Source organism: Pseudoxanthomonas sp. LjRoot206 (genome assembly GCF_056175725.1).
In genome coordinates, this window is the sequence record NZ_JBGFFI010000002.1 from 411,405 (window position 1) to 430,540 (window position 19,136).

18 protein-coding genes are annotated in these 19,136 nt (G+C 69.0%); 4 read left to right on the forward strand and 14 right to left on the reverse strand.

Annotated features, from left to right (window positions below; translation table 11 throughout):
* Position 1: 1 nt before the first annotated feature.
* The 6 genes from purD to prmA all read right to left on the reverse strand — a co-directional run bounded on the left by purD (position 2) and on the right by prmA (position 5,714).
* Positions 2 to 1,294: a phosphoribosylamine--glycine ligase gene (purD, locus tag AC04MD_RS06550; protein ID WP_475496488.1), complete on the reverse strand. Its 1,293-nt coding sequence runs from the start codon at positions 1,292 to 1,294 to the stop codon at positions 2 to 4.
* 10 nt (positions 1,295 to 1,304) lie between these two features.
* On the reverse strand, positions 1,305 to 1,739 hold the full coding sequence (locus tag AC04MD_RS06555; protein ID WP_475496489.1) for a hypothetical protein: 435 nt from the start codon (positions 1,737 to 1,739) through the stop codon (positions 1,305 to 1,307).
* Between the two features lie 39 nt (positions 1,740 to 1,778).
* A complete protein-coding gene (purH, locus tag AC04MD_RS06560) occupies positions 1,779 to 3,365 on the reverse strand; it encodes a bifunctional phosphoribosylaminoimidazolecarboxamide formyltransferase/IMP cyclohydrolase (RefSeq protein WP_475496490.1) in 1,587 nt (528 codons plus the stop codon).
* A gap of 62 nt (positions 3,366 to 3,427) precedes the next feature.
* Complete coding sequence (gene fis / locus AC04MD_RS06565) at positions 3,428 to 3,700, reverse strand: DNA-binding transcriptional regulator Fis (RefSeq protein ID WP_475496491.1); 273 nt, start codon at positions 3,698 to 3,700, stop codon at positions 3,428 to 3,430.
* 121 nt (positions 3,701 to 3,821) lie between these two features.
* Positions 3,822 to 4,739: a DUF3426 domain-containing protein gene (locus tag AC04MD_RS06570; protein ID WP_475496492.1), complete on the reverse strand. Its 918-nt coding sequence runs from the start codon at positions 4,737 to 4,739 to the stop codon at positions 3,822 to 3,824.
* A gap of 60 nt (positions 4,740 to 4,799) precedes the next feature.
* Positions 4,800 to 5,714, reverse strand: a complete 915-nt coding sequence (gene prmA / locus AC04MD_RS06575) for a 50S ribosomal protein L11 methyltransferase (protein WP_475496493.1) — start codon at positions 5,712 to 5,714, stop codon at positions 4,800 to 4,802.
* A gap of 148 nt (positions 5,715 to 5,862) precedes the next feature.
* Between prmA and AC04MD_RS06580 the strand changes: the two genes are divergently transcribed.
* Positions 5,863 to 6,798 carry a hypothetical protein gene (locus AC04MD_RS06580; protein WP_475496494.1) on the forward strand — a complete coding sequence of 312 codons (936 nt, stop codon included), beginning with the start codon at positions 5,863 to 5,865 and terminating at the stop codon, positions 6,796 to 6,798.
* On the forward strand, positions 6,795 to 7,154 hold the full coding sequence (locus AC04MD_RS06585; RefSeq protein ID WP_475496495.1) for a hypothetical protein: 360 nt from the start codon (positions 6,795 to 6,797) through the stop codon (positions 7,152 to 7,154). Before AC04MD_RS06580 ends, AC04MD_RS06585 begins: the two co-directional genes overlap by 4 nt.
* A gap of 91 nt (positions 7,155 to 7,245) precedes the next feature.
* Here the strand turns inward: AC04MD_RS06585 and accC are convergent, their stop codons facing one another.
* From accC to cutA, 6 genes are all read right to left on the reverse strand, one after another.
* Positions 7,246 to 8,613, reverse strand: a complete 1,368-nt coding sequence (accC, locus tag AC04MD_RS06590; RefSeq protein WP_475496496.1) for an acetyl-CoA carboxylase biotin carboxylase subunit — start codon at positions 8,611 to 8,613, stop codon at positions 7,246 to 7,248.
* 10 nt (positions 8,614 to 8,623) lie between these two features.
* A complete protein-coding gene (gene accB / locus AC04MD_RS06595; RefSeq protein ID WP_475496497.1) occupies positions 8,624 to 9,103 on the reverse strand; it encodes an acetyl-CoA carboxylase biotin carboxyl carrier protein in 480 nt (159 codons plus the stop codon).
* Between the two features lie 44 nt (positions 9,104 to 9,147).
* The gene (aroQ, locus tag AC04MD_RS06600) at positions 9,148 to 9,588 is read right to left on the reverse strand and encodes a type II 3-dehydroquinate dehydratase (RefSeq protein WP_475496968.1); all 441 of its coding nucleotides are present in this window, start codon (positions 9,586 to 9,588) and stop codon (positions 9,148 to 9,150) included.
* 205 nt (positions 9,589 to 9,793) lie between these two features.
* Positions 9,794 to 10,387, reverse strand: coding sequence for a TlpA family protein disulfide reductase (locus tag AC04MD_RS06605; RefSeq protein ID WP_475496498.1), 594 nt, complete (start codon positions 10,385 to 10,387; stop codon positions 9,794 to 9,796).
* Positions 10,384 to 12,684 carry a protein-disulfide reductase DsbD family protein gene (locus tag AC04MD_RS06610; protein WP_475496499.1) on the reverse strand — a complete coding sequence of 767 codons (2,301 nt, stop codon included), beginning with the start codon at positions 12,682 to 12,684 and terminating at the stop codon, positions 10,384 to 10,386. The genes AC04MD_RS06605 and AC04MD_RS06610 overlap by 4 nt, the downstream gene beginning before the upstream one ends.
* Positions 12,685 to 12,688: 4 nt before the next feature.
* Positions 12,689 to 13,024 (reverse strand): divalent-cation tolerance protein CutA, encoded by a 336-nt coding sequence (gene cutA, locus AC04MD_RS06615; protein WP_475496500.1) that lies wholly within the window; start codon positions 13,022 to 13,024, stop codon positions 12,689 to 12,691.
* A gap of 202 nt (positions 13,025 to 13,226) precedes the next feature.
* Here cutA and AC04MD_RS06620 point away from each other — a divergent pair, with 202 nt between their 5' ends.
* Entirely contained in the window at positions 13,227 to 13,520 is a 294-nt protein-coding gene (locus AC04MD_RS06620; protein WP_093489951.1) for a co-chaperone GroES, read from the forward strand.
* Between the two features lie 138 nt (positions 13,521 to 13,658).
* Positions 13,659 to 15,299, forward strand: coding sequence for a chaperonin GroEL (groL, locus tag AC04MD_RS06625; protein WP_055939743.1), 1,641 nt, complete (start codon positions 13,659 to 13,661; stop codon positions 15,297 to 15,299).
* A 59-nt stretch (positions 15,300 to 15,358) separates the two neighbouring features.
* Here groL and AC04MD_RS06630 read toward each other — a convergent pair whose 3' ends face one another.
* Entirely contained in the window at positions 15,359 to 16,339 is a 981-nt protein-coding gene (locus AC04MD_RS06630) for an alpha/beta hydrolase (RefSeq protein ID WP_475496501.1), read from the reverse strand.
* A gap of 91 nt (positions 16,340 to 16,430) precedes the next feature.
* The gene (locus tag AC04MD_RS06635) at positions 16,431 to 19,070 is read right to left on the reverse strand and encodes a protein kinase domain-containing protein (protein ID WP_475496502.1); all 2,640 of its coding nucleotides are present in this window, start codon (positions 19,068 to 19,070) and stop codon (positions 16,431 to 16,433) included.
* Positions 19,071 to 19,136 lie beyond the last annotated feature (66 nt).

A 19,136-nucleotide genomic window follows, 5' to 3' on the forward strand; every position in this document is an offset into this window, starting at 1 on the left:
ATCAGGCGTCCGCGCGCTCGCGCGCGATCGCGCGCCAGCCGATATCGGTGCGGTGGAACTCGTGGGTCCAGCGCACCTTGTCCACGCCGGCGTAGGCGTGGCGCTGCGCGTCCGATACGGTCTCGCCGAGCGCGGCCACGCACAGCACGCGGCCGCCCGCGCTGATCACCTGGCCATTCGCGTCCAGCGCCGTACCGGCATGGAAAACCTTGGCCGTCGCGGGCACGTCGTCCAGCCCAACGATGGCGTCGCCTGTGACCGGCGTTTCCGGGTACGGTGCGGCGGCCATCACCACGCCCAGCGAGGGGCGCGGATCCCAGGCTGCCTCGGTGGTGGCGAGGCGTCCGTCGATGGCGGCTTCGACCAGGTCGACCAGGTCGGACTGCAGGCGCAGCATCACCGGTTGCGTCTCCGGATCGCCAAAGCGCACGTTGAATTCGATGACCCTCGGCGCGCCGTCGGCATCGATCATCAGGCCGGCATAGAGAAAGCCGGTGAACGGCACGCCGTCGGCGATCATGCCCTGCACGGTCGGGTTCACCACCTCGCGCATCACGCGGGCATGCACGTCGGGCGTCACCACCGGTGCCGGCGAATACGCGCCCATGCCGCCGGTGTTGGGACCGGTGTCGCCGTCGCCGACGCGCTTGTGGTCCTGGCTGGTCGCCATCGGCAGCGCGGTGGTGCCATCCACCATCGAGATGAAGCTGGCTTCCTCGCCTTCCAGGAACTCCTCGATCACCACGCGCGCGCCGGCATCGCCGAACGCATTGCCCGACAGCATGTCGCGCACGGCGTCTTCCGCTTCCTGCAAGGTCATCGCCACGATCACGCCCTTGCCTGCTGCCAGGCCATCGGCCTTGACGACGATCGGCGCGCCCTTCTCGCGGAGGTACGTCAGCGCGGCGTCCAGGTCGGTGTGCACGGCGTAGAACGCGGTCGGAATGCCGTGGCGGGCGAGAAAATCCTTCGCGAAGGCCTTGCTGCCTTCGAGCTGGGCGGCGGCGGCGGTAGGTCCGAAGATGCGATGGCCGGCGAGGCGGAAACGATCCACCACGCCCGCCACCAGCGGAACCTCGGGGCCGACCACGGTCAGGCCGATGCCTTCGGCTTGTACCAGCGCGAGCAGGCCCTCGATGTCGGTGACCTTGACCGCGACATTGCGGCAACCGGCTTCCGTCGCGGTGCCGGCGTTGCCGGGCGCCACGATCACTTCGTCCACGCGCGGCGACTGCGCCAGCTTCCACGCCAGCGCGTGCTCGCGACCGCCGGAACCGATGACCAGGACTTTCAAGGGGCGTTCCTCATGGTGTGGCCGGGGCATCGTCCGGCAGGTTCAGGCACTCGCGTGCCGGCAGTTCGACTTCGAAGAAAAGCGTGTCGTTGCGGTCGACGAAACGACGTACCAGCACGGCATCCGTCTTGACCAGGGGCTTGATCGCGTCATGGGTGCACAGCTCGCGCAGCTCGCGCGCTTCGCTGGATTGCAGCGAAGCGAAGTCGGGCGATGTCCGTGTCTTACCGGCGTCGCCCTCCGGACTGCGGACCAGCAGCACCAGGCGATCGCCATCGATCGTCGCCGATTCGGTGGTCAGGTCTTCGAAGTACGGCGCGGGAAGCCCGGTGGCCATCGCGTCGCGCGCCTGCTGCAGACCCTCAGGGGTATTGCGGCAGCCGGCGAGCACCAGCGCGCCCGCGAGCATCACCGTGGTCAACGAAAAATGGCGTACGTACGTCATGGTCATCGATGTCCGTAGTGAAAGCCGTTGACGGATGCCTCAGTGGCGGAAGTGCCGCACGCCGGTGAACACCATCGCGATGCCATGCTCGTCCGCGGCCGCGATCACTTCGCTGTCGCGCATCGAGCCGCCCGGCTGGATCACCGCCTTGATGCCGGCCGCCGCCGCGGCGTCGATGCCGTCGCGGAACGGGAAGAAGGCGTCGCTGGCCATCACCGAACCGTCGACGACCAGGTCCGCATCGGCGGCCTTGATGCCGGCGATGCGCGCCGAATACACGCGGCTCATCTGGCCGGCGCCGACGCCGATGGTGCGGTGGTCCTTCGCATAGACGATGGCGTTGGACTTGACGAACTTCGCCACCTTCCACGCGAACAGCAGGTCGGTGAACTGCGCGTCGGTCGGGGCGAGTTTCGTCACCACCTTCAGCTCGTCGCGCGTGACCACGCGGTCGTCCGCGGTCTGCAGCAGCAGGCCCGAGCCGATGCGCTTGGTGTCGATGAAGCCCGGCGACGCGGGCGCCATCGGGATCTGCAGGATGCGCACGTTGGCCTTCTTCGTCGCGTAGTCGAGCGCGGCGGGCTCGTAGTCGGGTGCGATCAGCACCTCGACGAACTGGCGGTCCAGGATGACCTTCGCCGTCGCTGCATCCAGCGTGCGGTTGAACGCGATGATGCCGCCGAACGCACTGGTCGGGTCGGTGGCGTAGGCGAGCTCGTAGGCATCGCCGCAGGCCACGCCGACGGCCACGCCGCAGGGATTGGCGTGCTTGACGATCACGCAGGCCGGCGCGTCGAACTGGCGCACGCATTCCCAGGCCGCGTCGCTGTCGGCGATGTTGTTGTAGCTCAGCTCCTTGCCCTGCAGTTGCCGGAACGTGGCCAGCGAGCCGGGCGCGGGATACAGGTCGCGGTAGAACGCGGCCTGCTGGTGTGGGTTCTCGCCGTAGCGCAGGTCCATGACCTTGACGAAGCTGCCGTTGGCCTGCGCCGAGAACGCGCTGCGCACCGGCACGTCGGACGAGGTGTCGGTGACGGCGGACAGGTAGTTGCTGATCGCGGCGTCGTACTGCGCCACGCGATTGAAGGCGGCGACCGACAGCGCGAAGCGCGTCTTCGCCGACAGCGCGCCGTCGTTCGCATCGAGCTCGGCGACGAGGCCGGCGTACTGCGACGGATCGGTGGCGACCGCGACGCGGGCGAAGTTCTTCGCCGCCGAACGCAGCATCGCCGGGCCGCCGATGTCGATGTTCTCCACCGCGTCGGCCAGCGTGCAGTCGGCCTGGGCCGTCACGGCCTCGAACGGATACAGGTTCAGCACCAGCAGGTCGATCGCGCCGATGCCGTGCTCGGCCATCACCGCGTCGTCGGTGCCGGCGCGACCCAGCAGGCCGCCGTGCACCGTCGGGTGCAGCGTCTTGACGCGACCGTCCATCATTTCCGGGAAGCCGGTGACGTCGGCGACGTCGCGCACGGCCAGGCCGGCGTCACGCAATGTCTTCGCGGTGCCGCCGGTGGACAGCAGTTCGACATCGCGGGCGGCGAGGGCGCGGGCCAGGTCGAGCAGGCCGGTCTTGTCGGAAACGGACAGCAGCGCCCGACGGACGGGCTGGAGATCGAGGGTCATGGGGACGGCGGGACGGAGCGGGGCGCGAATTATAACGCGCCGCAACAACGGCCCCCGGCGGCTTACGCCAGTCCGTAGTCCTTGAGCTTCTTGCGCAGCGTGGCGCGATGGATGCCGAGCAGGGCGGCCGCGCGGCTCTGGTTGCCTTCGCAGTGGTTCAGCACTTCCACGAACAGCGGGATTTCCATTTCACGCAGGACGATCTCGTACACATCGTCCGCATCGCAGCCATCCAGGTCGCGCAGGTAGCGGCGCACGGAGTGCGCGACATGCTCGCGCAGCGGCGGTCGCGACGTGGCGCGTGGCGTGTCCTGGCGGGTGGAGGCGGCGTTCAATCGTATCCCCTGGGCGCTACGGATGCAGATGCCCGCCTTGTGCTTGTGGGTATTCGGCGGGGGGACGAGTCTAGCGCCTGATCGCGGCGCGCGCATCCGCTTTTTTGATGAACCGGCGCACTTAACGGAAGTCGAAGGAAAATGCGACGACGCTGGCGCTCGGCTCGCGGATGCGCACGGCCATCTGCGCGCTCTGGCCCGGCCCGATGGCCTCGGCGGCCTCGCCTTCCGGCAGGTAGTCGCCGGGTTGCAGCGCACGTGCGCCGAGCGTGCGGCCATCGGCATCCTTCAATGTCAGCAGGATCACCGGCCACGCCTGCGCCCAGCGCGCTTCATTGCGGAACGTGGCCTGCGCCTGCAGCGTGCCCGGCCGTCCGATGAGGGGACGCACATCGCGGCTGAGCATGGTGAAGGCCGCAGGCTCGCGCCAGGTGGGCACGTCGCAGCCGGCGATGCCGCACAGGCCCGCGACGACCGGGCGCCAGCCCGCCTGTGTCGCGAGTCGCGCACGATCGGCGATCACGACCTGGATGCACAGCAGCAGCGACAGCGCGACGACGGTCGCCCACTGCAGGCGCGCGCGGCGCGTCTGCACCGGTGTGGTGCGTGTGCGATGGAGGAAGCGGGGTCCGTTCGCCTTGCGGCCAGGGGGTGGTGCAGGTGGGGCGGCATCGATGGCGACCGCTGGCGCGGCATCGAGCGATGGCGCGTCGGTCGCCGCGATGGTCTCGTCGTGCGTTGCGTCATCGCGTGGCGCGGCCGGTTCGTCTGCGAGGTCGGCCTGCGCTGCGATCGCGGTCTCCGCCGGCACGGTTGGCGGGATGTAGGTCGTCTCCGCATCGGCGACCCGCGTTTCGACATGCGCCGGTTCCGTCGGAGACGGTGCGGCATGCAGCAGGGTGGCCAGGCTGGGGGCCGGTGTCTTCGCTTCGTCCGAGACCACCAGTGGCTTGCCGCAACGCGGGCAGTCGGCGGGCGATGTGCCCGCCTGCGGATCAGGGGAGACGACGAGCTGGCAATGCGGGCAGGCGATGACCATGGCGGCTATTCAACCATGCTCGCCCGCGCGCGTGTTGTGACCGGAATTCGCCGCGCGCCGTCAGCGGCGGATGCCGTCGATGCGCATCCAGTCGCCGTCCTGCGTGGCCGACAGGTCGTCGAACCAGGTCGCGTAGCGGGCGAGCAGATCGTCTTCCTGACCCTTGAGGATGCCGGACAGCGCGATGCGTCCACCTTGCGCCACGCGTGCGGCGAGGATCTCGGCCAAGGCATCCAGCGCGGAGGCGAGGATGTTCGCCACCACCACCGGATACGTCGCCACCGGCTCGTCGTCCGGCAGGTACACGCTGAAGTCCGCGCCCACGTCATTGCGCTGCGCATTGTCGGCGCTGGCGAGCAAGGCCTGCGGATCGTTGTCGACGCCGACCGCCTGCGCGGCGCCGAGCTTCAGCGCGGCGAGCGCGAGGATGCCGGAACCACAACCGAAATCGAGCACGCGCTGGCCCTGCAGCTGGCCTTCGCCGGCGAGCGCATCGAGCCAGCGCAGGCACAGGGCCGTGGTGGGGTGCGTGCCGGAGCCGAAGGCCAGACCAGGATCGAGCCGCACGATCGCGGCGTTATCGCCGGCCTCGTCGGGTACCGCGTGGTTCCACGGCACGATGAAGGTGCGCGCGCCGAAGCGCATCGGCTTGAACTGGTCCAGCCACGCGCGTTCCCAGTCCTCGTCCTCGACCTTGCGGAAGCCGACCTGGCTCCAGTCCAGTCCGGGGTCGAAGGCCTCCAGCGCCGCCAGCAACGTCAGCGCGTCGGCGTCCACGTCGAACAGCGCGGTCAGCACCAGTGCTTTCCACAGCGGCGTCTCGCCGACGCCGGGCTCCAGGATGGCGCGCTCGTTGCCGGTGTCGGCATCGGCGTCCAGCAGGGTGACCGACAGTGCGCCCACGTCCTCCAGCGCGTTCTCGTAGCGCGGCTGCTCGGCTTCGGTGCAGCGCAGGGAGAGTTCCAGATAAGGCATGGCCGGGGTTGTGAAAATGAACGGGCCGGGATTGTCTCACGCGCGCTGCGGTCCGCCGCCGCGGGACGGCGACGAAAGGACGTGGCCGGGGGCGTAAACGCGCACGTCTTGCGTTGAAAGGCGGGGAGGGCGCCGGGATAATGATCGCGTGCCCCGGAAGCTGCTGATGCCGATGATGCTGGTGGGCCTGCTGGGGGCGCTGGCGTGGATACCGCTGCGCCAGGCGGGTTGGCTGCCGCATGCGTCGCAGACGGCCACCGACGAGCCTGCCGGGCCTGAAACCGCATCGTTCGCTGCCTCCCCGGCCCAGCCCGCGCTGCGCCCGATGGTGGCGCGCACGGTACCCGCGCTCTCGCCGCTGCGACGCGGCTTCGAGGACAGCACCGACCTGTTCGCCTACTCGCGCGAATTGCTGGCGCTGGCGGCAGCCGGCGATGCAGACGCGATGTGGCTGCTGAGCCTGGTGCAGGACCAGTGCGCCGGGTTCGCGGCCGATCCCATCGGCTATGCGCAGGATACCCGCGTCATCGCGGGCCTCGGCCTGTCCAACGGCAACGCCATGCTGTCCGCGCGCCAGCGCATCCAGCAGCGCTGTGCGCGCTTCGTGCCGCAGGACGGTTTCTCGCTGCCGACCCTCATCAATCAGCGCACCCTGGCCGCGCGCGCCGGCAGCCTGGCGGCGGAAGCCTCGCTGCTGGCGATGGACCAGCCGCTGCAGGAAGGCGACGACTACCGTCGCGACCTGGTGCTGCGCGTGCTGGACTCGGGCGATCCCTTCGCCTACCTCGCCATCGCGCCGGCGATGGGCACGGTGGGCAGCGGGCGGCGAGAGACGCTGGGCGAGGTATCGGGCAGCGACCTGAGTGAGATCGCGTGGCGCATCGCCTCGTGCCGGCTCGGCATGGACTGCAGTGCCGATGGCACGCTGATGACCAATTACTGCGTGAACGGCGGCATCTGCACGCAGGACGAATCGCAGGATTTCACCACCTTTGCGCGGGATGCGGGTTACCCACGCCAGGGTGCGGACAACGTGGACGAGATGGTGGGCACCTTGCTGTCCCACACGGGAGTGGACGGATGAAGTACAAGCACGCACGGCCGGGAGCGAACCTCCTGGTGTGGGGACTGGTGGTGGTGGCATATGCCGCCGCGGCCGCCACGATCATCATCGAAACGCGCGCCCCGGGCTTCCGCGACCTCTCGCGGGTCGGGCACATGACCATCCACGCCCCCGACGATGCGCGCCGCCTGGGTGCCGCACAGGTGGCGGCGCTCTACCGCGCACGCAGCGGCACGCCGTTCTCGACGCTGTCGCCCGGCAGCACGATCAGGATCGTGTGGTCCGACGGGTCGTCGGAAGTGGTACGGGTCACCGATCCCTCCTCGCCGCTGGGCGCCACGCCGGTCCTGGGCACGCAGCAGGCGCCGGACAGGTAACGCGCTTCGCGATCGCGTCGCGCGATGAAAAAGCAGAAGGGCCGGGATGTCGCCATCCCGGCCCTTCGTCTTTCCGGATGTCGCGCCTGGCTCAGACCAGCGAGATCGCCTTGTTCTTGCGTTCGGCGAGGCGCTTTTCCAGGTAGTGGATGTTCTGGCCGCCGGCCTGGAAGCCCTGGTCGCGCATGATGCGCTGCTGCAGCGGGATGTTGGTCTTGATGCCGTCGATGACCATCTCGCTCAGCGCCACGCGCATGCGGGCGATCGCGGTGTCGCGGTCCGGACCGTGCACGATGAGCTTGGCGATCATCGAGTCGTAGTTCGGCGGCACGCGGTAGCCTTCGTAGATATGCGTGTCGACGCGCACGCCGGGTCCACCCGGCGGATGGAAGTGCTGGATCAGGCCGGGATGCGGCATGAAGGTGTCCGGGTCTTCCGCATTGATGCGGCACTCGATGGCATGCCCACGCAGTACGACGTCGCTCTGCTTGATGCTGAGCTTCTGGCCGCCCGCGATGCGCAACTGCTCGCAGACCAGGTCGATGCCGGTGATGCGCTCGGTCACCGGGTGCTCCACCTGGATGCGGGTGTTCATCTCGATGAAATAGAAGCGGCCGTCCTCGAACAGGAATTCGAACGTGCCCGCGCCGCGGTAGCCGATGCGGATGCAGGCTTCCACGCAGACCTTGCCGATTTCGTTGCGCAGTTCCTCGGTGATGCCCGGGGCCGGCGCTTCCTCGACCACCTTCTGGTGGCGGCGCTGCATCGAGCAGTCGCGCTCGCCCAGGTGGATCGCGCCACCCTGGCCGTCGGCGAGTACCTGGATCTCCACGTGGCGCGGATTCTCCAGGAACTTCTCCATGTAGACCTCGCCATTGCCGAACGCGGCCTTGGCTTCCGACTTGGTCATTTCGATGGCGGCCTTCAGTGCGCCTTCGACATGCACCACGCGCATGCCGCGGCCGCCGCCGCCGCCCGCGGCCTTGATGATCACCGGGTAGCCGATCTCGCGCGCGATCTTGGTGTTGGCGACGATGTCGTCGCCCAGCGGACCGCCGCTGCCGGGCACGCACGGCACGCCGGCGGCCTGCATGGCGCGGATCGCTTCCACCTTGTCGCCCATCATGCGGATGGTGTCCGCCTTCGGGCCGATGAAGATGAAGCCGGACTGTTCCACGCGCTCGGCGAAGTCGGCGTTCTCCGACAGGAAGCCGTAGCCGGGATGGATGGCCTGCGCGTCGGTCACCTCGGCCGCGGCGATGATCGCCGGGATGTTGAGGTAGCTGTCCTTCGAGGCGGCCGGGCCGATGCAGACGGATTCGTCCGCCATGGCCACGTGCTTGAGGTTGCGGTCGACGGTGGAATGCACCGCGACCGTGCGGATGCCGAGGGTGTGGCAGGCGCGCAGGATGCGCAGCGCGATCTCACCCCGGTTGGCGATGACGACTTTGTCCAGCATGGCGCGGACCTCAGCCGATCACGAACAGCGGCTGGTCGAATTCGATCGGCTGGCCGCTCTCGGCCAGGATCGACAGCACGGTGCCGGACACGTCGGCTTCGATGGGGTTGAACATCTTCATCGCTTCGATGATCGCCAGCGTCTCGCCGGCCTTCACCGACTGGCCGACGCTGACGAACGACGGCTTGTCCGGCGACGGCGAGGCGTAGAACGTGCCGACCATCGGCGCGCGCACCACGTGGCCGTCGGGCAGGGCGTTGCCGGCCTTGGCGGCGCCGCCGGTCGAGGCCTCGGTCGGCGAGCTCATCGGCATCGGTGCGGCCGGGCGCGGCTCCGCATACGCGACCGGTGCCGGCGCGGCGGGCACGGCGTAGCCGCCCTTCGGGGTGCGCGCCAGGCGCACGGATTCTTCGCCTTCCTTGATCTCGATTTCGGCCAGGTTCGACTCTTCCAGCAGGTCGATCAGTTTCTTGATTTTGCGGAGATCCATGGGAGCCTCGTGGTTGAACGTTGTTCCGGGGGAACAGAGGAAAGTCAGGCCGGCAGCCGCTGCAGGGCGGCGTCCAGCGCGTAGCGGTAGCTGTCGGCGCCGAAGCCGCAGACCACGCCCACCGCCTTGTCGCTGAGGTAGCTGGTGTGGCGGAAGGGCTCGCGGCTGTGCGGGTTGGACAAGTGGATTTCGATGAAGGGCAGGGCCACCGCCGCCAGCGCGTCGCGGATCGCGACGGAGGTGTGGGTGAAGGCGGCCGGGTTGATCAGGATGAAGGTGGTGCCGTCGGTGCGGGCGGCCTGGATGCGGTCGACCAGCGCGTGCTCGGCATTGGACTGGAAGGCGTCCAACTGGTGGCCGGCGGCCTGCGCCTGCGCAGCCAGCGCCAGGTCGATGTCCGCCAGCGTCGCATGCCCATAGACCTCCGGCTCGCGGGTGCCGAGCAGATTGAGGTTGGGGCCATGCAGGACCAGCAGCTTCGCCATTCGGCTCTCCAGCGGAAGGGCGGCAGTCTGCGCGAAGCGGGCGATGCTGTCCAGTTCGCCGAAGTTCGCCATGATTTAAACGAATGTTTGATTTTCGGCGGGTGTGTCGCCGGAATCGCGACGCCGTGGGTGCGTTGCGCGATGACGGGTACAGCAAGAGCGGCCACCTTTCTCGCGTTGACGTTTAGTTCGCCGACGTTGCGGCTTATCGAGCCCAGCCGCTGATCTCGCCGTGCGTGAACGGACCGATCTTCTGCCGCGCGATGCGGCCGTCGGCATCCACCAACACGGTGTAGGGCAATACGCCCTTGGCGTTGCCCAGCCAGACGCTGGCGTCGGCGGGACCCGGCGTATCCAGCACGATCGGATAGCGCACCGGGATCTTCGCGGTGAAGTCGCGCACGCCTTCCGGCGTATCCAGCGCGAGCCCGACCACCTGCACGCCGTCCGCGCCCTGCGAGGCGGCGAAACGGTCCAGTTCGGGCATTTCCTCGATGCAGGGGCCGCACCAGCTCGCCCACACATTGATCAGCAACCGTTTGCCGGCGTAACGCGTGCGCAGGTCGACGATGTCGCCGTCCAGTCCGGGCAGCGCGATCGGCGGCATCGGATCGCCGATGCCGGCGGGCGTGACGCCGGCGGGCGGCGTGGGCGCGGTCGCGTTCGTGGCCGCATGCAGGGCGCGTTCGCCCACCTGCGTGCGCCAGAACGGATTGCCGTTGAACCAGACACTCGCCGCCAGGCCAAGGCCGCCGGCGAGGATCGCGACGGCGACGATGCGCGGGGTGGTGATCGTCATCGCGCTGCCCGTTCGAACGCCTGGCGCATGGTGTCGTGGGTCAGCACGGTGGGCAGCACCTCGCCTTCGCCGCCGTTGCGCGGATACATCACGTACAGCGGAACACCGACGGCCTTGTGCTGTTCGAGGAAGGCGGTGATGGCCGGATCCACGTTGGTCCAGTCGCCCGTCATCATCACCGCGTCGTGCGTGGCGAGCAGGTCGCGGAACGCGGCGGTGTTCAGCACGGCCTTTTCGTTGGCCTTGCAGGTGACGCACCAGTCGGCGGTCATGTCGACGAAGACGATGCGGCCCTCGGCACGCAACGCAGCGAGGCGCTCCGCGGAATACGCCACGTGGCCCTCCGCCGCCGGTGCAGCAGCGGATGCCACCGGCAAGCGGTGCACCATCAGCAAGGGCACCAGCGCGGTGGCGGCGAGCGCCAGCGCCAGCACGCGCGGCAGCGGCGACGCGGCGAAGCGCACGCGCTGGAACCACCACAGCCCCAGCGCCAGTAGCACCAGCCCGACCAGCGCCAGGCCGACCGCGTCGATGCCGCGCTGCTTGCCCAGCACCCACAGCAGCCACACGGCGGTCAGGTACATCGGGAAGGCGAGCACCTGCTTCAGCGTGTCCATCCATGCGCCTGGGCGCGGCAGGCGGTTCGCCAGCGCGGGGACGAAGCCGATCAGCAGGAACGGCAACGCCAGGCCCAGGCCGAGCACCGCGAACACCAGCAGCGCCAGCGGCGTGGGCGCGGTGAACGCATACGCCAGCGCTACGCCCATGAACGGCGCCGTGCACGGGCTGGCCACGACCACCGCGAGCACGCCGGTGAAGAAGTCGCCCACGGGGCCGCGTCGCGATGCCAGGCCATGCCCGGCGCCGGCCAGTCGATGGCCGACCGCGAACACGCCCGACAGGCTCAGGCCCACCGCGAACATCACATAGGCCAGCAGGCCGACCATCCACGGCTGCTGCAGCTGGAAGCCCCAACCCAGCGCCTGGCCCGCGGCGCGCAGCGCGATGGCGAGCGCGCCGACCGCGACGAAGCTGACCAGCACGCCGGCGGTGTACCAGAGCGCACGCCGGCGCGCATCGCCTTCGTGCTGCCCGCTCTCGGCCAGCGACAGCGCCTTCAGCGACAGGATGGGCAGCACACACGGCATCAGGTTGAGGATCAGGCCGCCGGCCAGTGCCAGCGCGAGTGCGACGAGCAGCGAGGTGGCGCCGCGCTGGTTGCGCGCCAGCACGTCTTCCGGAGGACGCGTGCGTTCGATCTCGGCAGCAGCAGGTGTCGTCGGCGCGTCCGCGTCCGGCGCCGCGACCGGCGTGCCGGCGGGTGTCCTCGCGTCTGTCGGCGGCGGCGCGACGGCAGCGGGTGCGGGTACGTCGGGCGTGCTGGCCGGCGTCACCGTGCCGGCGGGAATGGACAGCTTCACCCGCCGCGTCATCGGCGGATAGCAGATGCCGTCGGTCTGGCAGCCCTGGAAGGTGACGCGCAGCGTGGCCTGGGTGGCATCCGCGCGGTCGCGCCGCAGCGGCACCGGCACTTCGGCCTGATCGAAATAGACCGTGACCTCGCCGAAATGCTCGTCACGGTGCGCCTTGCCCTTCGGCCAGCGCGGCGCCTGCAGCGCGACGCCCTTGGCGCCTTCCAGCGCCATCGAGGTGCGGTCGCGGTAGACGTAATAGCCACGTGCCGGCGTGAAGCGCAGCAGCAGTTCGTTGCCGTTGAAGGCGATCGCCTCGAACGCGAACGCCTGTTCCGCTGGCAACGGCAGCGCGTCCATGCCGGCCTGCGGTTTCTGGCCCAGCAGGCTGCCGGTGAGCGCGCCGGATCCCAGCGGTACGAAGGCGCCGCCGTCCTCGGCCGGCGGCAACGCCACCTTCAGCGTGCGCGTCTGCGGCGGGTAGCAGATGCCGGCATCGGCGCAGCCCTGGTACTTGATCTTCAGGGTGACGCTGTCGGTGGACGCGCCGGGCTGGCCGGGCAGGGTGGCGAGCAGTTCGCCGCGGTAGGTCTCGACGTCGCCGAAAAACTCGTCGCGGTACGCCTTGCCCTTGGGCAGTTGCAACGGCTGGGCGGCGAAGCCGGCATCGGCCTCCACGCCGGTGCGATGGCGGTAGAGGTAGTAGCCGTCGGTGATCTTCCAGTGGATCTCGATGCGATCGCGCGCCGGCGCGGTGGCGGTCAGCACGAAGGCCTCGTCCACCGGCAGCAGGTCGTCCTGGGTGATCGAGGCCGAGGCGGTCGGCGACATCAGCGAGGCGAAGGACAGCAGCAGGCAGGCGAGCAGGGGGCGGATCAGCGTCATCGGGTCACTCGGGGGCGCGGGCGTCGGCCCGGGTGTCGGCGGCCACCCAGTCCAGGTAGGCGGGCAGGCCGGCGGCGGTTTCGACCGCCAGGATCTCCGGCAGTTCGTACGGGTGGAGTCCGGCCAGCCGGGCGATCAGCGCCTCCCGGCGTTCGCCGGTCGTCTTGGCCAGCAGCTGGACCTCGGTCGCCTGCTCCACCTGGCCCTGCCAGCGGTAGGTCGAGACCACCCCGGGCAGCAGGTTCACGCAGGCCGCCAGCCGTTCTTCCACCAGCGTCCGCGCCAGCCGCTGGGCGGTGTCGGCGTCCGGGCAGGTGGACAGGATCAGGAAGACGGGCATGGCCGGCGATTATTGCAGACCCGCCCGGCCGGCCCCGGCGACAAAGATAGGCGGCCGCCCTTGAAAGCCGTCCAGTGCACCCAATATCCCCTGCATCCCGGCCTGGCCGGGTTTTTGTACCTGCGGCGTTGGCAGTCCCCTGAGGCGAGTGCTAACATCGCTGCCCCTTTCCCAGTCCAATCAATCACTTAAGAGGATTGACATGAGCAATATCAAGCCGCTGTACGACCGCCTGGTGGTCAAGCCGATCGAAGCCGAAGAAACCTCGCTCGGCGGCATCATCATTCCCGACGCCGCGAAGGAAAAGCCCACCAAGGGCGAAGTCGTCGCCGTCGGCGAAGGCAAGTTCATCGAGGCCACCGGTGCCGTGCGCGCCCCGAAGGTCAAGGTCGGCGACAAGGTGATCTACGGCCAGTACTCCGGTTCGGCGTACAAGTCCGAAGGCGTCGAGTACAAGATCATCAAGGAAGACGACGTTCTCGCGATCCTCGGCTGAGCCGAGGCGGGATTGGTGATGGGGGATTGGGGATTCGCAGTAGCGCAACCGCGTTGACGATCCCGCTCCATCCGTTTTCCCGCCGCCCGACGTTTCCCGAATCACTCATCACGAATTACGAATCACGGAGTTTTTCCAATGGCAGCCAAAGATATCCGTTTCGGTGAAGACGCCCGTACGCGCATGGTGCGCGGCGTGAACATCCTCGCCAATGCCGTCAAGGCCACCCTCGGCCCGAAGGGCCGCAACGTCGTGCTCGAGAAGAGCTTCGGCGCCCCGACGATCACCAAGGACGGCGTCTCCGTCGCCAAGGAAATCGAACTGGCCGACAAGTTCGAGAACATGGGCGCGCAGATGGTGAAGGAAGTCGCGTCCAAGACCTCCGACAACGCCGGTGACGGCACCACCACCGCCACCGTGCTGGCGCAGGCGTTCATCCGCGAAGGCTCCAAGGCCGTCGCCGCCGGCATGAACCCGATGGACCTGAAGCGCGGCATCGACCAGGCCGTGAAGGCCGCCGTCGAAGAGCTCAAAAAGCTCTCCAAGCCGACCGCCGACGACAAGGCGATCGCCCAGGTCGGCACGATCTCCGCCAACTCCGACAGCAACATCGGCGACATCATCGCCGAGGCCATGAAGAAGGTCGGCAAGGAAGGCGTGATCACCGTTGAAGAAGGCTCGGGCCTGGAGAACGAACTCGACGTCGTCGAGGGCATGCAGTTCGACCGCGGCTACCTGTCGCCGTACTTCATCAACAACCAGCAGTCGCAGCAGGTCGAATTCGACGACCCCTTCATCCTGATCCACGACAAGAAGGTCTCCAACGTCCGCGAACTGCTGCCGGTGCTGGAAGGCGTCGCCAAGGCCGGCAAGCCGCTGCTGATCGTGGCCGAGGAAGTGGAAGGCGAAGCGCTCGCCACGCTGGTGGTCAACACCATCCGCGGCATCGTCAAGGTCGCCGCCGTCAAGGCGCCGGGCTTCGGTGACCGCCGCAAGGCCATCCTGGAAGACATCGCCACGCTGACCAACGGCACGGTGATCTCCGAGGAAGTCGGGCTGCAGCTCGAGAAGGCCACCATCAACGACCTGGGTCGTGCGAAGAAGGTCGTGATCTCCAAGGAGAACACCACCATCATCGACGGCGCCGGCGATGCCGAGCGCATCCAGTCGCGCATCAAGCAGATCAAGGCGCAGATCGAAGAGACCTCTTCCGACTACGACCGCGAGAAGCTGCAGGAACGCGTGGCCAAGCTGGCCGGCGGCGTGGCCGTGATCAAGGTCGGTGCCTCGACCGAAATCGAAATGAAGGAAAAGAAGGCCCGCGTCGAAGACGCCCTGCACGCCACGCGTGCGGCGGTGGAAGAAGGCGTGGTCCCGGGCGGTGGCGTGGCGCTGATCCGTGCGCTGCAGACCATCGGCACCCTGAAGGGCGCCAACGAAGACCAGAACCACGGCATCCAGATCGCCCTGCGCGCGATGGAAGCCCCGCTGCGCGAGATCGTCACCAACGCCGGTGAAGAGCCGTCGGTGATCGTCAACCGCGTCAAGGACGGTTCGGGCAACTTCGGTTACAACGCCGCCAACGGCGAGTTCGGCGACATGATCGAGTTCGGCATCCTGGACCCGACCAAGGTCACGCGCTCCGCGCTGCAGAACGCCGCCTCGATCGCGGGCCTGATGATCACCACCGAAGCGATGGTGGCCGAGGCGCCGAAGAAGGACGAGCCGGCGATGCCGGCCGGCGGTGGCATGGGCGGCATGGGTGGCATGGACTTCTAAGTCCCGCTTCCCGCGTCACCGTTCCACGAAAGCCCCGCAGCGATGCGGGGCTTTTCTTTTCAGGCGACGCCGTAGGGAAGGTTCTGCGAGGACACGACCTTGTCGCCGACGGTCGCGCCATCGAGGAAGCGCAGGCAGTCGCGCAGCACCGCGGCATCGGCCAGGACGCCGTGGTGGCCCAGGTCGAGCGTGGTCAGCAGGCGCGCGGCGGACAGGTGGCGGGCGAAGCGCTCGCCTTCGTGCCACGGCACTTCGTCATCCAGCAGGTCGTGCACGACCAGCACCGGGACGCCGATGGCCGGTGCGATGCGGTGCGCCTGCAAGGCATCCAGGCCCTGGCCGATCCGCGCTTCGATCAGGTCCAGCATGCGCGCGCCGGCGCGCGACCCGATGCCGGCGCGGTCCACGAACCGCTGCAGCGCCGCGCGCGGGTCCGCCTGCGCGGAGATCAGGATCGCGCGCTTCGCGCGCAGGCCCTGGTGCAGCGCCAGGGCGACCGACATCGCACCGAGCGAATGCCCGATCACGGCGTCCGCTTCGCCGCAGCGGCGCGCCACTTCCAGCATGTCGTTGGTGAGCTCCAGCACCGTCGATGTGCGTGGTGTGCCGCGTTGTTCGCGTGCGAACGCGACGACGGCGTAGCCCGCGCCGCGTAATGCACGGATCCAGGCGGCCATCGCCTCGCGTCCGACCGCGTCCTGAGGCGGGATCAGCACATAGGGCTGGCGCTGCGGATCGCCCCAGAACGCCAGCTGCAGGCGTCGTCCGCGCAGCGACAGCGTTTCCCTGCGGGCGGTGAGTCCGTCGACAGGGCCCGGGCAGCGGGCGAAGGCGGTCTCCGCGTCCAGTCGCGCCAGACCCCGGCGCGCCACGTGCTGCGGTGCCAGCAGCCCGGCCAGACGATCGACGGCGCGACGCCAGCGCGGGGTGATGGTGGGCGGCGGCTGCGGGACGGCATCGTCCGGATGCAGGTCGTGGTCTCGCGGGTTCGCGGGGGCGTGTTCTTGTTCGGCGGAAACGACGGAGCGGGAAAGCAGCATGGGAATCCTGTCTCTGCGGGGTGGGTGCAAGGACAAGAGCGTGTTGCGGCGTCGGCGACTGACACGGAGGCCGTACGCAGGACCCGTCGATTCAGCGCGCGTTGGACGTCGTGACGGTTTCAGCCGAACGCAATGCGTCGCGCGCGGGATGGGTGGACGGGATGCGCATGCGTGCCGCATAGGCCAGTCCATCGCGCCGGGCGCGCGCGGCGGCAGCGAGGTCGCCGTGACGCGCATGCAGCTGGATGAGGCTGGCATACCAGGCCAGCCGGTCGTGCGGAAACGAGCGCGACCGTGTCTCGACATGCACGGCCCGGTCGATCAGGCGGATGGCGTCGTCGTCCTCGCCCTGTTGCGCGCGCGCCAGTCCAAGGACATACAGCGCGCTCGCGCTCAGCTGGGACTCGCCCACTGCGTCCGCGCGTCGCTGCAGGTCGATTGCGTCGCTGCGCAGGTCGTGCGTGGTACCGGACACCAATCTCAGCCGCATCCGGCGCAGTTCGGCGTCGAGCCGTTGCTCGTGGCGCGGAGACAGCACGGCGGACAACTGCGCGAACGCGTCCTCGGCCAGCGCGAGCGCGCCGGGCAGGTCCCCTCGCAGTTCCTGGATACGCGAGAGCTTGGCGAGCGAGAAACCGATGCCCGGTGCACGCGTGCGACCGATCGCGTGCTCGACGGCGAGCGCCTCGCGCAGCAGCGATTCGGCCTTGTCCAGTTGGCCGAGGGCGAGGTAGGCACCGCCCAGGTTGTGCACCCGTGGCGCCAGGTCGGCATTCGGCTTGTCGTAGATCGTCCTGGCGATGGCGAGCGACTCGGCGAGCGGCGCTTCGGCCTCGGCGAGGTGGCCGCCCGCCATCAGCGCGATGCCGAGGTTGCTCAGGCGGCGCGAGGTCTCCGGATGCGCGTTGCCGTAGATCTTCCGGGTCAGGGCCAGCGCATGGCGTTGCCAGCGGATCGCCGGCTCCGGCTGGTGGGCGCGGGTGTACGCCGTGCCCAGCGCGCCGTAGCTCTTGATCAGGCGCGGATCCTGCACGGTCAATCGCGCCTGCTGCAGGGCGATGGCGGCGTGATGGTCCGCGATCGCCGCCTCGTGCTGGTCTGTTTCGCTGTGCACGATCGCGCGGCGGTACAGCGTCAGTGCGGTGCCCAGTCCGTCGGGATCGATGCGTCGTTGCACCGCCAGCGCTTCGTTGAGTCGCGCCAGCGCTACCGGATAGTGCTGCTCGCTGGCCGCCAGCTGCCCCTGCTGGCTCAATGCCATGCCGAGCGCGGCGCCATCGTCGGGCGGGAGGCCGCGGGCGATGGCGACGGCACGGTCCAGCAACAGTCGGGCGTCGTCGTAGCGCGACATCTGGTCGTAGATGCGCGCGATCACGACCAGCATCTCCACCTGCAGCGCCGGCGTCGTGGCGAGGTCGGTCTGCACGCGTTCCGCACCCCGTTGCAGCAGGGTCGCGGTGTCGGGTAGCGCCGCGCGCGGTCCACTCGGGACTTCGTTCTCGAACAGTTGCACCAGCAGGTCGCGGACGGCATTCGCGCGCTGCGCCTCGTTGTGCGCAAGCTGCGCCTGTGTCAGGGCCTGGGCGGCGGCGCGCCGCGCGGTGTGGGCCTGCCACAGCGCGGCAGACAGGCTGGCCAGCACCGCCACGACCAGGACCGCCGCCACCGCGACGCCGCCCCGGTGGCGCCGCGCGAACCGGCTTGCGCGATACAGCGGCGTCTGCGCGCGCGCCTGGATCGGCGCATGGCGTAGGTACCGTTCGAGGTCGTCGGCCAGGTCGCCCGCCGATGCGTAGCGGTCGGCAGGATCGATCGCCGTCGCCTTGGCGGCGATGGTGGCGAGGTCGCCTTTCAGCGCGTCGGACATGCGCGGCGGGACTTCATTCGGCCGTTCCCCGAGCAGCAGCTCCTGCATCAGCACGCCCAGGGCATGCACGTCGGTTGCCGTGGTCACGGCACCGGCCGTGTACTGCTCGGGCGCTGCGTAGCCGGGCGTGAGGCCCGGCGACGTGATGCCTCCCTCGTCGGCGCCGGCGGCATCCAGCAGGCGCGCGATACCGAAGTCGAGCAGGCGCGGCGTGCCGTCCGCCGTCACCAGGATGTTGGAAGGCTTGAGGTCGCAGTGCACGATCAGTTGGCGATGCGCCGCGTCGACCGCGCGGCACACGGCGCACAGCAGCCGCAGCCTGGCTTCGACCGTGAGCGCGTGCTCCAGCGCGTAGCGCGTGATCGGCAGGCCGTCGACATGATCCATGACCAGGTAGGGCACGCCCTGCTCGGTCACGCCGCCGTCGATCAGCCGGGCGATGGCCGGGTGCGCGAGCGCCGCCAGGGTCTGCCGCTCGCGCCGGAACAGTTGCTGCTGCAGGTCGGAGTAAAGGCCGCGGCGCAGCAGCTTGACCGCGACGCGCTGGTGGAAATCGACATCCTCCCGCTCGGCCAGGAAGACGTTGGCCATGCCGCCCTGTCCCAGCGGTTCGATCAGCCGGAACGCGCCCACGCGTCGGCCGATCCATGCCTGCACGGGCACGGGATCTTCGCCCTGCCAGGCGTCGATCAGGGCCGCGACCGGGGTGTCGAAGACCATCGGTTCGGTGCGCACATGCGCGGCGAGCAGGGCTTCCAGGTCCCGACGCTGCGCCGGATCGACACAATGCCGGTCGATCCACTCGCGCTGCGCGGGCCCGGGAAGGTCCACGACGGCGTCGAACCAGTGGCGGAGAGAGGACATGGCAAGGCTCGCGGAGGCGGATCAGCCCATCCAGCGCGTTATGGCGGCGAACCCTGACATGCCGTT